Annotated in this window: 15 protein-coding genes; 3 read left to right on the plus strand and 12 right to left on the minus strand. The window is 54.6% G+C overall.

Going from position 1 to position 15940, the window contains the following annotated elements:
• Positions 1-65 precede the first annotated feature (65 nt).
• The 5 genes from cysM to J2125_RS04980 form a co-directional block, all read right to left on the minus strand.
• Complete coding sequence (gene cysM / locus J2125_RS04960; RefSeq protein ID WP_017803277.1) at positions 66-947, minus strand: cysteine synthase CysM; 882 nt, start codon at positions 945-947, stop codon at positions 66-68.
• 108 nt (positions 948-1055) lie between these two features.
• Positions 1056-2144, minus strand: a complete 1089-nt coding sequence (gene cysA, locus J2125_RS04965; protein WP_017803276.1) for a sulfate/thiosulfate ABC transporter ATP-binding protein CysA — start codon at positions 2142-2144, stop codon at positions 1056-1058.
• Complete coding sequence (gene cysW / locus J2125_RS04970; RefSeq protein ID WP_017803275.1) at positions 2134-3009, minus strand: sulfate/thiosulfate ABC transporter permease CysW; 876 nt, start codon at positions 3007-3009, stop codon at positions 2134-2136. The genes cysA and cysW overlap by 11 nt, the downstream gene beginning before the upstream one ends.
• A complete protein-coding gene (cysT, locus tag J2125_RS04975) occupies positions 3009-3842 on the minus strand; it encodes a sulfate/thiosulfate ABC transporter permease CysT (RefSeq protein ID WP_017803274.1) in 834 nt (277 codons plus the stop codon). The genes cysW and cysT overlap by 1 nt, the downstream gene beginning before the upstream one ends.
• Entirely contained in the window at positions 3842-4858 is a 1017-nt protein-coding gene (locus J2125_RS04980; protein WP_017803273.1) for a sulfate ABC transporter substrate-binding protein, read from the minus strand. Before J2125_RS04980 ends, cysT begins: the two co-directional genes overlap by 1 nt.
• 332 nt (positions 4859-5190) lie before the next feature.
• Here J2125_RS04980 and J2125_RS04985 point away from each other — a divergent pair, with 332 nt between their 5' ends.
• Complete coding sequence (locus J2125_RS04985) at positions 5191-6672, plus strand: PhoPQ-activated pathogenicity-related family protein (protein ID WP_017803271.1); 1482 nt, start codon at positions 5191-5193, stop codon at positions 6670-6672.
• A 32-nt stretch (positions 6673-6704) separates the two neighbouring features.
• Here J2125_RS04985 and J2125_RS04990 read toward each other — a convergent pair whose 3' ends face one another.
• The 4 genes from J2125_RS04990 to J2125_RS05005 all read right to left on the minus strand — a co-directional run bounded on the left by J2125_RS04990 (position 6705) and on the right by J2125_RS05005 (position 9336).
• Complete coding sequence (locus tag J2125_RS04990) at positions 6705-7601, minus strand: Dyp-type peroxidase (protein ID WP_017803270.1); 897 nt, start codon at positions 7599-7601, stop codon at positions 6705-6707.
• A 116-nt stretch (positions 7602-7717) separates the two neighbouring features.
• Positions 7718-8332, minus strand: coding sequence for an RpoE-regulated lipoprotein (locus J2125_RS04995; protein ID WP_017803269.1), 615 nt, complete (start codon positions 8330-8332; stop codon positions 7718-7720).
• A 66-nt stretch (positions 8333-8398) separates the two neighbouring features.
• Complete coding sequence (locus J2125_RS05000) at positions 8399-8848, minus strand: DUF2919 domain-containing protein (RefSeq protein ID WP_017803268.1); 450 nt, start codon at positions 8846-8848, stop codon at positions 8399-8401.
• A 62-nt stretch (positions 8849-8910) separates the two neighbouring features.
• Positions 8911-9336: a GNAT family acetyltransferase gene (locus J2125_RS05005; RefSeq protein WP_017803267.1), complete on the minus strand. Its 426-nt coding sequence runs from the start codon at positions 9334-9336 to the stop codon at positions 8911-8913.
• Positions 9337-9556: 220 nt separating this feature from the next.
• Between J2125_RS05005 and amiA the strand changes: the two genes are divergently transcribed.
• Together amiA and hemF are read left to right on the plus strand one after the other, a co-directional pair.
• Complete coding sequence (gene amiA, locus J2125_RS05010; RefSeq protein ID WP_017803266.1) at positions 9557-10417, plus strand: N-acetylmuramoyl-L-alanine amidase AmiA; 861 nt, start codon at positions 9557-9559, stop codon at positions 10415-10417.
• Between the two features lie 36 nt (positions 10418-10453).
• Positions 10454-11362: an oxygen-dependent coproporphyrinogen oxidase gene (hemF, locus tag J2125_RS05015; RefSeq protein ID WP_026112011.1), complete on the plus strand. Its 909-nt coding sequence runs from the start codon at positions 10454-10456 to the stop codon at positions 11360-11362.
• 82 nt (positions 11363-11444) lie between these two features.
• Here hemF and maeB read toward each other — a convergent pair whose 3' ends face one another.
• The 3 genes from maeB to J2125_RS05030 all read right to left on the minus strand — a co-directional run bounded on the left by maeB (position 11445) and on the right by J2125_RS05030 (position 15938).
• Complete coding sequence (gene maeB / locus J2125_RS05020) at positions 11445-13724, minus strand: NADP-dependent oxaloacetate-decarboxylating malate dehydrogenase (RefSeq protein ID WP_017803264.1); 2280 nt, start codon at positions 13722-13724, stop codon at positions 11445-11447.
• 212 nt (positions 13725-13936) lie between these two features.
• A complete protein-coding gene (locus J2125_RS05025; protein ID WP_017803263.1) occupies positions 13937-14899 on the minus strand; it encodes a sugar-binding transcriptional regulator in 963 nt (320 codons plus the stop codon).
• Positions 14900-15080: 181 nt separating this feature from the next.
• On the minus strand, positions 15081-15938 hold the full coding sequence (locus tag J2125_RS05030) for a phosphogluconate dehydrogenase C-terminal domain-containing protein (RefSeq protein ID WP_017803262.1): 858 nt from the start codon (positions 15936-15938) through the stop codon (positions 15081-15083).
• Positions 15939-15940: the final 2 nt, after the last annotated feature.

Consider the following 15940-nt stretch of genomic DNA (forward strand, 5'->3'; position numbering starts at 1 on the left):
ACGGGCGGCGAAATGCCGCCCCGACCTCAATCAACCGCAGGGGCGGCGTTTTCGCCGCCCGTCCATCAGTTATAAACGCCAGTCGAGAGATAACGATCGCCACGATCGCAGATAATCGCCACCACCACGCTGCCTGGCTGCTCACGCGCAATCCGCAGCGCCCCCGCTACCGCACCGCCGGAACTGACGCCACAGAAAATCCCTTCGCGTTGCGCCAGCTGACGCATGGTCTGCTCCGCTTCGTTCTGCCCCATATCGATAACCCGATCAACTAATTCAGGACGGTAGATGCCAGGCAGATAAGCGGCCGGCCAGCGGCGAATACCAGGAATCGCACTGCCCTCTTCCGGCTGTAGCCCGACAATCTCAACACCATGGCCCTGCTCTTTCAGATAGCGACCGACACCGGTAATGGTACCGGTAGTGCCCATGCTGGAGACAAAATGGGTCAGGCGTCCGTCAGTCTGCCGCCAGATTTCCGGGCCGGTGGTGCTGTAATGCGCCAGCGGATTGTCCGGGTTATTAAACTGATCCAGCACTTTGCCTTCACCACGCGCCGCCATCTCCTGTGCCAGATCACGCGCACCTTCCATTCCCAGCTGTTTGCTGACCAGAATCAGCCCGGCGCCATACGCTTTCATCGCCGCCTGACGCTCAATGCTCATATTGTCCGGCATCAGCAGTTTCAGCTGGTAGCCTTTCATCGCTGCAATCATCGCCAGCGCAATGCCGGTATTGCCACTGGTGGCCTCAATCAGCACATCGCCCGGATGGATTTCACCGCGCTGTTCCGCCTGCTGAATCATCCACAGCGCCGCGCGATCCTTTACCGATCCGGCAGGGTTATTTCCTTCCAGCTTCAGCCAGATTTCACTGCCATTCGCAGGCGTCAGGCGCTGGAGTTTAATCAGCGGGGTGTTACCGATGGTCTGTTCGAGTGTCGTCACTGTGGCTTCCTGGCTGGCCGATGCATGGCGCGATAAGGCTATATGATGCACAAAGAAAGAGGCGGGATAAATCCCGCCTCTTTCTTAAATGGATTATGCCAGAAAATATCAGGCGCTTTCAGCAAAGGCAACCGCGCGTAATGGCACATCGCCGTTATACAGACGCGCCTGTTGCAGGCCGACAAACAGACGCTCACCGCGAATCGGGGCAACATTGTCGCCCTCCACCACCAGCGTCACCGGATCGAGATGCCAGCCCGCAGGCTGAGCCACCACCTGCCAGTAATGACCGCGCGGGCTGACTTCCAGCACCTGCACCGGCAGCGGGGTTTCAAGACTGCTTTGACGACTGACGTCGATTTCCCACGGACGCAGGAACAGTTCAACGTTGCCCTGATGCGCTGGTGCATAACCCAGTGGCCAGTGATGCGCGCCAACATGGAACTGCGAACCGTGAATTTCACCGTCAAAACGGTTTACTTCACCAAGGAACTCCAGCACAAAGCGCGTCGATGGCTCGCGCCACACTTCATCCGGGGTGCCAACCTGTTCAATATTGCCCTGGCTCATCACCACCACGCGATCGGCGACTTCCATCGCTTCTTCCTGATCATGGGTGACAAACACACTGGTGAATTTCAGTTCTTCGTGCAGCTGACGCAGCCAGCGGCGCAGCTCTTTACGCACCTGTGCATCCAGCGCGCCAAAAGGCTCATCCAGCAATAAAATCTGCGGCTCAACGGCCAGCGCGCGCGCCAGCGCCACGCGCTGCTTCTGACCACCGGACAACTGCGCCGGATAGCGGCTGGCTAAATGGCCCAGTTGCACCATCTCCAGCAGTTGCGTCACTTTCTGTTTAATCACCGCAGCAGAAGGACGCTCACGCCGTGGCAATACCGTCAGACCAAAAGCGATATTGTCGAAAACCGTCATATGGCGGAACAGCGCATAGTGCTGGAACACAAAACCAACCTGGCGGTCGCGCGCATGCAGGCGGCTGACATCTTTACCATGAAAACTCAGCTGACCGCTGTTCTGATGCTCGAGGCCAGCGATAATCCGCAGCAGCGTGGTTTTACCGGATCCGGAGGGGCCAAGCAGCGCCACCATCTGGCCAGAAGGGATATCCAGCGTAATGTCATTCAGCACTTTGGTACGGCCAAATGATTTATTGATGTAGTTAATCTCAATGCTCATGATTTCCCTCCTGTTGCAAGCGCTTGTCCTGGCTCTCTAAACGCCATTGCAGCGCGCTTTTCAGAAACAGTGTCACTATCGCCATCAGGGTCAACAGCGCAGCAGCAGTAAAAGCGCCGACGCTGTTGTAGTCCTGATGCAGTAATTCAACTTGTAATGGCAGCGTATAGGTTTCGCCGCGAATCGATCCCGAAACCACCGAGACCGCACCAAACTCGCCAATCGCGCGCGCGTTGGTCAGCACAATGCCGTACAACAATGCCCAGCGAATATTCGGCAGCGTCACGCGCCGGAACATCTGCCAGCCGGAGGCGCCTAACAGCACCGCCGCTTCATCTTCATGACTGCCCTGGCTTAACATCACCGGCACCAGCTCGCGCACGACAAACGGACAGGTGACAAACACCGTCACCATCACCATGCCCGGCCATGAGAACATCAGCTGGATATTATGCGCATCCAGCCAGCCGCCAGCCGGACCGTTGGTGCCGTAAAACAGCAGATAAATCAGGCCAGCAACCACCGGCGATACCGCAAATGGCACATCAAACAGGGTCAGCAGCAGCTGACGTCCCGGAAAGGTAAAGCGCGTTACCAGCCACGCCAGCAACGTGCCGAACACCAGATTCACCGGTACGGTAATCAACGCCACCAGCACCGTCAGCCAGATGGCGTGCAGCATATCGGGATCCTGCAGGTTGCTGAACACCGCGCCAATCCCCTGGGCAAAAGCCTCAGCAAAAATGGCAATCAGCGGCACCACCAGCAAACCAAGCGAGATCAGCATACCCAGACCAATCAGCAGCCACTTGCTCCAGTTGATACGCGGACGCGCGACGCCGTTAAATTCAGATACATCAGCCATTACTGACCTCCCAGGCGACGGCCAAACCGGCTCTGCAGGGTATTAATGCCAAACAGCAGCAGTAACGAGGCGGCCAGAATCACCGAGGCGATGGCACTGGCGGCCGGATAATCAAACTCCTGCAAACGCACAAAAATCATCAGCGAGGTCACTTCGGTTTTCCACGCGATATTACCGGCGATAAAAATCACCGCGCCAAACTCTCCGAGACTGCGGGTAAACGACAGCGCAGTGCCGGCCAGCAGCGCAGGCGCCACTTCCGGCAACACCACGCGGCGGAAACTCTGCCACGGACTGGCGCCAAGGGTTTGCGCCGCCTCTTCATACTCCGGGCCTAACTCTTCCAGCACCGGCTGCACGGTACGCACCACAAACGGGATGCTGGTAAAGGCCATGGCGACGGCAATACCGAGCCAGGTGTAAGAGACTTTAATGTCATACTGCGCCAGCCATTCGCCATACCAGCCATTTACCGAAAACAGTCCGGCCAGGGTTAAACCTGCAACGGCGGTTGGCAGCGCAAATGGCAGATCCATCAGGCCATCAAGCAGCGCGCGCCCCGGAAAACGGTAGCGGGTCAGGATCCACGCCATCAGCATGCCGAAAGCCGCATTGAAAAGGGATGCCACACCGGCGGCCAGCAGCGTCACCTTATAGGCCGCCACCACCTGCTCGTTGGTGATCACTTCCCAGTACTGCGCCAGCGTCATCTGCGACAGCTGCATTAACAGTGCGCTCAGCGGTAACAGTAACACCAGACAGGTGAAAAACAGGCTACTGCCAAGGCTAAGTCCAAATCCGGGCAGAACCCGCTTACTACTTCCTGCAAACATCACCCGCGCCCCACCGCTAACAACTTATCTAACTCACCACCACTGGCGAAATGGGTTTTCATAACCTGATCCCAGCTACCGAAAGCATCTTCCACCCGGAACAGCGCCACAGGCGGGAAACGCTCTTTCTGCTGCGCCATCAGCTCAGGATTGTGCACGCGATAGTAGAACTGCGTAATAATCTGCTGCGCCTGCGGCGAATAAAGGTAGTTGAGATACTCTGTGGCGGCGGTAGTGGTTTTATTTTGTTCGATATTTTTATCGATCCAGGCCACCGGGAACTCCGCCAGAATATTGGTTTTCGGCACGATCACTTCGTAATCATCTTTGCCGTACTGGTTACGAATATTATTCACTTCAGATTCAAAGCTAATCAGCACATCGCCCAGTCCACGCTCAACAAAGGTGGTTGTCGCGCCGCGACCGCCGGTATCAAATACTGCGACGTTCTTCAGAAACTGCGTCATCTGCTGTTCAGTTTTCGCTTTGTCCTTGCCATCCGCCTGATCAAACGCTCCCCACGCCGCTAAATAAGTGTAACGCGCGTTGCCGGAGGTTTTCGGATTGGGGAAAATCAGTTTCACGTCGCTGCGCACCAGATCGCTCCAGCTGTGAATATTTTTTGGATTGCCCTTACGCACCAGGAAACCCATGGTGGAGTAAAACGGCGAGCTGTTATTCGGCAGTCGTTGCTGCCAGTCGGCGGCGACCAGCTTGCCGCGATCGTGCAGAATCTGCACATCAGTGACCTGATTATAAGTCACCACATCGGCTTTCAGCCCCTGCAAAATCGCCAGCGCCTGCCTGGAAGAACCGGCATGCGACTGTTTAATCGTCAGTTTGTCACCAGGATGCTGCTCTGCCCACTGCTTCTCGAAAGGGGCATTCAGCGCGACAAACAGCTCGCGTGAGACGTCATAAGAGCTGTTAAGTAACTCCGTCGCCTGCGCAGCGCTCGCCAGCAGCAGCGATAAGGCTGCGCCGCTTACGAATTTGTTTATCCTGGAAGAAGTCATTTAGCACCCTGAAGTCAGCATCTGGCGAATGCCACCAGTAACCATCAGTGTATTTATAACGCAGTGAAAAGCTGTAACGGTTTTATATACCGTTTGGTGATTTGGAAGTCTAAAAAGCTATAAGCGATCGGCAAAAGTTATGCGCCAGGCGGAAATCGACACCTCCGGCAGCGTGGTGAGCGGCGGATACAAGGAGCGCATAAACCGTTTGCCGAAGCCGCGCAGGGCTGTATATAATTCAATCACCGCCAGCAATTAAATAGTAAATATTTTACGGAGATATTTAATCAGCGAATCCTTCGCTGGTTTATTTATGCACAAGGAGAATAGCCATGCTAAGTGCCAGATGCGCCCTTTCTGTTGCGCTGTTTATGATTAGCGCTACATCTACCGCCGCCGATTTACAAACTATCTGCCCGGAGAATAAAGATTTTAACTATGTATTATCCTGCTACCGACAAAAGCTGGAATCATTACCTTTAAATTACAAATTAATTAAAACAGAACAATTAGACAAAGTAGAACTTCGCCGTTATCAACTGACCTCACAATCCTGGCCGGAAGATAAATCGGCGCAAACTGCATGGCAGCATGAAGTCGATATTTATATTCCTCAGCACCCCCTGTCGTCACGCGCCCTGGTGTTTATTAATAATGGCATTAACCATAATATTAATGACGCCGCGCCTGAGCTGCCGTCAGATATGAGTGAAGCATCGCTGGCATCATTATCGCGTCAGACACAGACCATCGTGATTTCGCTAAGCAATATTCCCAATCAATATCTTACCCTGCCCGGCGACAACACAGCACGCAGAGAGGACGACCTGGTGGCGGTGAGCTGGTCACAGTTTTTGCAGGATCCGGAAAACAACACTGAGATGCCATTACATATTCCGATGACCGCCGCCGTCTCACAGTCGATGTCGCTGGCGGTACGGGAGTTAACCTCCTGGCATATTGATAAGTTTATCGTCGCCGGCATCTCAAAACGCGGCTGGACCACCTGGCTGACGCTGCTCTCCGACTCGCGTGTCGACGCCATAGTACCGATGGTCTTCGACTTACCCGACATCCGTCCGGCGTTAACCCATATGTATCATTCCTATGGCAATAACTGGCCTGCCGCCTTTTATCCCTACTATATGCAAAATATTGACACCAAAATCGCCACTGCATCGTTTGCCAGACTGATGAAGATTCTCGATCCGATGCAATATAGCGGTAATGATTTTTTCCCCAGGCTGTCAGTTGCAAAGTATATTATTAATGCCAGTGGTGATGATTTTTACGTCCCTGACAATACACGATTTTATTACGACCATTTACCCGGCGTAAAATCACTGCGGGTAGTGGCCAATAGCGGGCATTATGATATTAAAAAATATGCTGAATCCTCCCTGGCGGCATTTACCAACCGTCTGCAACACAACAAAGCATTACCGGTAATCAATACACAACAACAAAAACAGAAACTGTTAATCTCATTTTCTGAAAAACCTGAAACTATTAAACGCTGGAGTGCGGTGAATCTTAATGCACGCGACTTCCGCTACGCCTGTGGCATCCGTTATACCTCGGCGCCGATCAAGGTCAGCGATAATATTGAGGTGACGCTGAACAGACCGCAACAAGGCTGGGAAGCCAGCTATGTTGAAGCGACCTTCAGTGATGGCTATGTGGCGACGACGCGGGTGTATATCACCCCGGATGAGGAGTATCCGACCACCGCACCAACCTGCTTATCACTGCCAGGGCGAGGTCTGGGTGATGGAAGTCTGAGTAATGGAAAACGTGCGCTAAAAAGTGAATAACCACCGGGGGGCAGATGCTGCCCCCCGGCTGATTACAACGCCAGCAACTGCTTAAGCGATGGCGCGTAGAAATAGCTGCCAGTAACCGGTTTGGTAAAGCGCAACATGGCATCGTATTTGCCGTCGCGTTCACCAAACATACTGAGCAACTGCTGTTCAATATTGTACAGCGTGGCGCAGTAAGCGATAAAGTACAGGCCATTAGCGCCGCTGACCGTGCCATATGGCAGGCTCTGGCGCAGGATTTTCAATCCCTGGCCATTCTCTTTTAAATCAACGCGACTGATATGCGAGGTAGCCGGACGCGTTGCGCTGTCCAGTTCTTCATTACTGAGCTTAGTGCGTCCCATCACCTGCTCCTGCTTGCTAACCTCCAGACGCTGCCACTGTTGCAGATTATGCTGCCAGCGCTGAGTAAACACATAGCTGCCGCCGCGATCGTCGCCATCGGCGATAATCGCCACCTGCTGACGCTTTTCGCCCTGCGGGTTTTCAGTGCCATCGACAAATCCAGAGAGATCGCGATCTTCCACCCAGCGGAAGCCATGGGTTTCATCTTCGACGGTGATGGCGCCGCCAAAGGCCGCCAGAGCCGCCTGCGCCAGGCTAAAGTTCACATCGTGACGCAGTGACTGGATATGAATCAGCAGATCGCGCTGGGTAGCCGGTGCAATACCTTTGCCCAGCGGCTGGAAGGCTTTCAGCTCCGCAGCGCCTTGCCCGGCGCTCAGATCGCGCCACAGCGCATCGCCAAAGGCCAGCACTGCACCTGAACCGGCATCCGGAAACTGCTGTTGCAGTTGTGTCAGCTGTTGCAGAAACTGTTTACTGCCGCTGCGAATCGCGTCTGTATCACCCTGAACGCTGGCTTCGAGGTAAATCGCAAAACGGCGATGTTCAAGTAAAATGCCGCTCTGAAACTGAGACATGCGGAGGATCTCCTGAGTATGATAGTAAACGCGAGTCGATTTAAGCGCTTATCATACGCGATGTTTCAGACCGCATCTTGCGCCACGGCAAAAATTACCGCACTTTCACAGGGTACTCAGCTACGCCAGATAATTTTACTCAGCGTCCAGTTTTTCAGCGTGTCATCGGATGGCATTAAGCCTTCCGGACCATGCCAGTCACCACTGTAGACATAGCTGATATGCTGGCTGCCAGGCGCTTTACATTCGACGGCGCTGCTGTCCAGCCCCGCCGCCTTCTCGCAAGCGCCAAAGGCTTTGCTGTAGCGCTCGCTGAACTTGCTGCCGATTTTAGCGCCATCGCTGCTGGCGACCGCTTCATCCATCACCTCAACGCTGGTTACGTTGCTTTTACCGTTAATCACCAGCTTCACCTTGCCGTCGTCGAGTGCCTGCCAGAAAGAGACGACATTGCCATCGCTGGTGCGCATCCCCTGCCGCAGCGTGTAATGACCATCCAGACCTTTATCGATGGCGCTGGCGTTCATCGCCGTGCTGCCATTGATCGCGCCGACGCCCTGCTCATTCACTTCAAGTGAGGAACCAAACCAGTTAAGCGGTGACAGGCTTGACCAGGATACTTTGGCAAACGGGTTCCACCAGCTGCCTTCAGACGGCGCGCTGGAGCCGGAACTGGCGCAGCCGGTAAGTAGTAATGCGGCCGTCATTAACGCCGGATAAACAGATTTCATTGCAACTCCTGTAGTCAGCACGAAACGCGTGCGAGTCAGCTTTGAGTGCTGAATGGGGGAAAAGTTTTATTCCACCGCGTTAAGTGTTGGATCGAAACAGTTACGGACCCGCTGACTGAACAGCAGATAGCCCAGCGCCAGCAAATCGAACAGCATAAACAGCAGCATCAGCGGAGAGAAAGCGTCATCCCCCTGCCACAGCGTCACACCCTGCAATAACATCATCGCCAGCAGATCGAGGCACAGTACCCAGCGCCAGCTCTGCCACAGACGCGGCAACCGCTGGCGATAACCGGTCAGCAGCAGACCCAGGGCCGCCGGAACGCCTGACGCCATGCCAATCCAGAACGCCTGGCGATCCGGGTATAACAGCTCCAGCAGTTCGGCGCCCTGCTGACGTGATGCACCAGCCATTACAAATAACAGCCAGGTGCGCGCCTGTAACAGCAGAATAATCCAGAAAGTCAGCGGCAGCCGCAGCTGGCCTTTATGGTCGTAATCGTCGGGAGAGATCATAGATAAACAGAAGTACCGCACAGAGAGGACCAGATGGGCGGGCAAAGTCGCCCGCAGCAGAATTAATATTCGCGATCTTCAATCAGGCGCTTGCCGAGACATACGGAATCCTGCATTTCGTAATCAAGTTTTTCATAAAACCCCATTACTGCATCATTCTCTTCACGCACCATCAGGTTGATTTTCGGGCAACCACGCGCAATCAGCTTTTTCTCCAGCCGGTTCATCAGCGCATTGGCAAAGCCACGGCCACGATAATCCGGATGCACGCCGAGATAGTAGGCCGACCCGCGATGTCCGTCGTAACCGCCCATCAGCGTACCCACGATTTCACCGCCCACTACCGCCACCAGAAACAGGTCAGGGTCATGATTCAGTTTACGTTCAATATCCATCTCGGGATCGTTCCACGGGCGTAACAGGTCACAACGCTCCCAGAGGGTGATGACTTCTTCAAAATCGTCCTGGAGGAATACGCGGATTTCCATGGAGTATTCTCAAATGTTTCGCACAATCTGCTGATTATCACGCATTCTTTGCATGGCGCAAGGGGCGAATCCCTTTGCGGGGCAAAAAAAATGGTTTTCCTTAATTAGCGTACTGAAATAAAAAGTAAAATGCTGACATAGTTCCGTGGTCGCAGTCGGCGAATTGATACGATATAACAATACTCTCTTTATATGCCGGGCAGGACTACGCAGGATTACCATGAAAAAATTCTCACCACTGACGCCGCTGGCATCGCGCCGCCAGCTTTTACTTTCCGGCCTGGCGCTGGCGCTATTCTCCGCAAAAAGTGTACAGGCGAAAGAGGCGGCGCTGAAAACCACCACTGACCATCGTCCGGCAGCCCCTGCCAGCAGCGGCAAAAAAATTGTTATGATCGATCCGGGACACGGCGGTATTGATTCCGGTGCGGTCGGTCATGAAGGCTCCGAAGAGAAACATATCGTCCTTGAGATCGCCAACCATATTCGCCAGCAGCTCAGCGAACATCCGCATATCGACGTGCGGCTGACGCGTGAAAGCGACCACTTTATTCCGCTGTTTCAGCGCGTTGAGATCGCCCACCAGCATGGCGCCAGCCTGTTTATGTCGATTCATGCCGATGGTTTCACCAGCCCGGACGCCAACGGCGCGTCGGTGTTTGCCCTCTCTAATCGCGGCGCCAGCAGCACCATGGCGCGCTATCTGTCGCAGCGGGAAAATGCCGCTGATGATGTCGGTGGCGTCAAGGCCGCCGATAAAGATCACTATCTGCAGCAGATTCTGTTCGATCTGGTGCAGACCGATACGATTAAAAACAGCCTGACGCTGGGCAAACATGTGCTGAACCAGATCCGCCCGGTGCATCATCTGCACAGCCAGCATACCGAGCAGGCGGCATTTGCGGTGCTGAAATCACCATCAATTCCTTCGGTACTGGTGGAAACCTCGTTTATCACTAACCCGGATGAAGAGCAGCTGTTAGGCACCACCGCCTTCCGGCAGAAGATTGCTGGCGCCATTGCTGACGGCATTGTCAGTTATTTCGATGATTTTGATCGTCACAATCGCCGCGCGGGTTAGGTATAATCAGGCAAAATGATTAACAACGGCATGCTTATGAACTCTCCCGATATCGCTCGCGTAAAACAGTTTCTGCTCTCGCTGCAGGATCAAATTTGTCAGCAACTGGCGCTCGCCGATGGCGCGGCGCAGTTTGCGGAAGACAGCTGGCAGCGCCCCGGTGGCGGCGGTGGACGCAGTCGCGTGCTGCGTAATGGCGGAGTCTTTGAGCAGGCTGGGGTCAATTTCTCCCATGTGCATGGCGACACGATGCCCGCTTCCGCCACTGCGCATCGTCCGGAGCTGGCGGGCCGCAGCTTTGAAGCGATGGGGGTTTCACTGGTGATTCACCCGGAAAACCCCTATGTGCCGACCAGCCACGCCAATGTGCGCTTCTTTATCGCCGAAAAGCCGGGTGAAGAGCCAGTCTGGTGGTTTGGCGGCGGCTTTGACTTAACGCCGTTCTACGGTTTTGAGGAAGATGCGGTGCACTGGCATCAGACCGCGTTTAACCTCTGTCAGCCCTTTGGCGACCAGGTGTATGCACGCTACAAGAAGTGGTGTGATGACTACTTCTGGCTGAAACATCGCGATGAACAGCGCGGTATCGGCGGCCTGTTTTTTGACGACCTGAATACACCAGATTTTGATTACTGTTTCGACTTTACCCAGGCGGTGGGTCGTGGCTTCCTTGATGCTTATCTGCCCATTGTTGAACGCCGTAAAGCGTTGCCGTGGGGCGAGCGTGAACGTCAGTTCCAGCTCTATCGTCGTGGCCGCTATGTGGAATTTAACCTGGTATGGGATCGCGGTACGCTGTTTGGTTTGCAGACCGGCGGTCGCACCGAATCAATCCTGATGTCGATGCCGCCGCTGGTACGCTGGGAATATGATTATCAGCCGGCAGCGGGGTCGCCGGAAGCTGCGTTGTACAGTGATTTTATTAAGGTCCGTGACTGGTTGTAATCGGCTGAGCATGGGCGGCGAGAACGCCGCCCCTACAAGAAAATCATATCTGTAGGGGCGGCGTTCTCGCCGCCCGCACATTTCACAACGGCTGCGTCTGCGCTTCAACCACCGCCAGCGCCACCATATTAACGATCCGCCGCACTGAGGCGATGGGCGTCAGTACATGCACCGGTCTGGCAATCCCCATCAGCACCGGCCCGACGGTAACCCCTTCCGAGCAGGAGACGCGCAGCAGGTTATAGCTGATACGCGCCGCTTCCACATTTGGCATAATCAGAATATTAGCGGCGCCTTTTAACGGACTGTCCGGCATCAGATCGTGGCGAATACTCTCCACCAGCGCCGCATCGCCATGCATTTCACCATCAATCTCCAGTTCCGGCGCGCGGGCTTTTACCAGTGCCAGCGTATCGCGCATTTTGCGCGCCGCGGGCGCATTGGAGGTGCCAAAGCTGGAGTGCGACAGCAGCGCCACCTTTGGCTCGATACCAAAGCGGCGCACGGTTTCCGCAGCCATCAGGGTTAACTCCGTCAGCTCTTCCGGTGTCGGATCTTCGTTAACATAGGTATCGGCGATAAAAGTATTGCCGCTTGGCAGCAACAGCGCATTCATCGCTCCGGCCATCTTCACATCGGCACGGAAACCAAACAGTTTCTCCACGATATCATAGTGCGATTTATAGTCGCCGATGGTGCCGCAAATCAGCGCATCCGCCTCACCACGATGAACCATAATGGCGCCAATCAGCGTCGGATTGCCGATTACCGCGCGCTGCGCCTCTTCGGCCGAGACCCCGCGGCGTTTCATAATCTGGTAATACTCACTCCAGTAAGCTTTAAAACGCGGATCGGATTCGTTATTCACCACTTCAAAATCTTTACCGGCTTCAATTTTCAGCCCGAGTTTTTGCAGCCGCATCTCAATCACACTCGGACGGCCAATCAGAATCGGTTTCGCCAGCCCTAAACTGATCAGTTCCTGCGTCGCATGCAGTACCCGCGCCTCTTCACCCTCGGCCAGCACCACCCGTTTTGGATCCAGCCGCGCCTGCGAGAAGATCGGTTTCATAAACAGATTGGTTTTGTAGACAAACTCCGTCAGTTTCTCACGGTAGAGATCAAAATCGTCTATAGGGCGTGTGGCGACGCCGGACTCCATCGCCGCCTTCGCCACCGCCGGGGCAATCTGCACAATCAGGCGCGGATCAAAGGGTTTCGGGATCAGATAATCAGCACCAAAGCTCAGCTCCTGATCGCCATACGCCGATGCCACCACTTCGCTCTGCTCCGCCAGCGCCAGTTCCGCAATCGCGTGCACCGCCGCCAGTTTCATCTCTTCGTTAATCGCGGTGGCGCCGACATCCAGCGCGCCACGGAAAATAAACGGGAAACAGAGCACGTTATTGACCTGATTCGGATAGTCCGAACGGCCGGTGCAGATAATCGCATCGGGACGCACTGCTTTTGCTAACGGCGGCAGGATTTCCGGTTCCGGGTTGGCCAGCGCCAGGATCAGCGGATTGGGCGCCATCCGGCTGACCATCTGCTGGGTCATCACTTTCGGTCCGGAACAGCCAAGGAAAATATCCGCGCCGGTAATCACCTCGTCGAGAGTGCGCCTGCCATCATCCACGACGGCATAAGCCGCTTTGGTTTCCGCCATTGGCGTTTCGCGTCCCTGGTAAATCACCCCTCTGGAATCGCAGACCACGATATTGTGCTTCTGCATGCCGAGCGCCACCAGCAGGTTCATACAGGCGATGGCCGATGCCCCCGCGCCGGACACCACCAGTTGCACATCAGAGATATTTTTCTTCACCACCCGCAGGCCATTCAGCACCGCAGCGGTACAGATAATCGCGGTGCCGTGCTGGTCGTCATGAAATACCGGAATTTTCATCCGTTCACGCAGCGCTTTCTCAATATAGAAACACTCCGGCGCTTTAATATCTTCAAGGTTAATGCCGCCAAACGTCGGTTCCAGCGCGGCAATTACATTAATCAGCTTGTCCGGATCCTGCTCGTCGATTTCGATATCAAACACATCGATACCGGCGAACTTTTTAAACAACACACCTTTACCTTCCATTACCGGCTTGCCCGCCAGTGCGCCGATATTGCCCAGTCCGAGCACCGCGGTGCCATTAGAGATCACCGCCACCAGATTGCCACGAGCGGTGTATTTATGCGCGGCTAACGGGTCTTTGGCGATTTCCAGACAGGGCGCAGCCACCCCCGGCGAATACGCCAGCGCCAGATCGCGCTGGGTCGCCAGCGGCTTGGTGGGGGAAACCTGAATCTTGCCGGGGGTGGGGAATTGGTGAAAATCGAGCGCACTCTGCTTCAGTTGATCATCCATCGTCAGAATCCCTTATTGGTTATCACGAAGTCCGGGTCGACAGTATAGAAGCGGCAAACGGCGGAAAAACATGAACCGCTTCAAACTTTGCAGTGGCAAGGAGGGATTATGGAAATAATTTCCAAATTTTCCGGGGGGAATGTTCAACAACGGCGGCGAGAACGCATTTACACTGGTGTAAATCATTAATACGGGCAGCGATAACGCTGCCCCTATTTGGTCATATTTAATAATGTGCGCACGTTCTGCGCCGAGGTGGCAATAATATCAATCGCCCCGGTGCGCAATGCGCCAAGAATCGCCATCGCTTTGGTGTTTTCCGAGGCGATAGCAATCACACAGGGGATTTTGCGCAGCTCTTCGATACTGACGCCAATCACGCGATCGTTCATCACCGTATCAACATGTTCGCCCTGCGCATTAAAGAAGTCATAGCCCGCCACATCACCGGTAACGCCCTGATTCAGACTGGCATCAATAATTTCATGCGGACTGAACCAGCCGAGCTTAACCATATAGCTGTTTTCGTTCATATCGCCAATACCGACCAGCGCGATATCGGCTTTACGCGCGCGATCCAGTGTCTCTTTAATGGTGCCGTTCTGCATAAAGGCTTCTTTTAACGCACGATTTTCCACATACGCCGGGGCATACAGCGTTTCGCTGATGCCGCCAAATTTCTTCGCCAGACGGCGGCTGATATGATCGGCATTGATTGCGTCACCAGGCCGGTGAGTGCCGCCAATACCGCTGATAAAGTGGCAGTTGCGCGTCGGCACACTGCCCGGATGATCGGCGACCGCCGCCACGTTGCGCCCCTGTCCCACCGCCACCACTGAATTATCTTTTAACGTTTGTGACAGGTGCATCGCCACCAGCGCCGCAACCTGACGTCGCTGCTCTTCATCATCGGGATGGTCAAGAGCAATCAGCGCGCGTTGTAGTGAAAAACGTTGCAGCAGCTGCTGTTCAAGACGGGTGCTGAACACCGGATGGTAGCGGACATTGATCTCAACGATGCCTTCCTCTTTGGCGCGTTTTAATAAGCGTCCGACTTTAATGCGCGAGATACCAAACTTACGCGCAATCTCTTCCTGAGTGATCTCATCCTGGTAATAAGCAACCGCAATTTCCGTCAGCAGCTCGATGTCCTGAGATAACGTGTTTTTTTCCATCCGGGCTGTCGTCTCTTGATCGATTTTATGGGCGGGCGCGCACTGAGCCGCCGCGCCTGGGGCAACAATTTATACCATTTTCTGGCGCTCAGCTGGCGAATTTCTTTGTCAGATCATCATCTGACATCACGAAAATGATGGCGTGCCAGCCAGGCGACAGGCTGACACATCCGGGAAGGAATCAACGACGAATGGCGTCGATTTTCAGCATGCGGGCAATCACGATATCCAGCTCTTTCTGATCGAAAATCTGTTTCCAGTCGGGTTTCACAATTTTCTCGCGGCCATATTCCATGGCGATCATGCAGGCATCAGAGAACGGGTTAGTGGCGCGGAACGCCACCGCCAGCGCGATCTGAATATGGCCGTAGAGCATCGCTTTTGCCGCTTCTTCCGGCACGCCTGAATGTTTCACTGTCTCATCCAGTGCTTCTTTCATAAAGGCCCCGACCATACAGGCCACGGTCTCCACCAGTGTCGGTTCCAGATAAGCCAGCTGGGTTACCGTGACCCAGTGCACCTGCTCAACCGGGCCGTACATCACGCTAATCACTTTGCTCAGCTCCGCTTTCTGCGCGTCGCTGCCGCTCTCAAATGACGCCGCGACATGCTGAATCGCCGCTACGCCGCCAAAAGCATCCGCATGCTCTTCTTTGGTATAACGCTCAAGGAACACTGACGGATGGCACGGGTGTGCTACCGCGTAATGAATGCCGTCGCGCAGCGCAATCAGGTTGGCATAGGCTGCCGCCGGATCGAGGGTTAACAGTGTGGCGCCTGCTTTCATCTGCGGTACCACCAGCTCAGAAACTTTGCCCAGCACGATGTCCGGTACCGCAAGGATCACCACATCACTTAATGGCACCACGGATTCAGCATCAGAGATCTCACGCCCCTGCGCGGTGACCTGCGCCTGCGCTTGTGGCGCGCTCTCACAGTAAAACAGCTGATAGTCGCTGTTCTGCAGGTTGGCGGAAATGCGCATGCCCATTTTGCCGCCTGCGCCAATCACGGTGATGGTGGTTAATTGTGTGCTCATCA

The sequence above is a fragment of the Winslowiella toletana genome (assembly GCF_017875465.1).
Classification (GTDB): Bacteria; Pseudomonadota; Gammaproteobacteria; order Enterobacterales; family Enterobacteriaceae; genus Erwinia; species Erwinia toletana.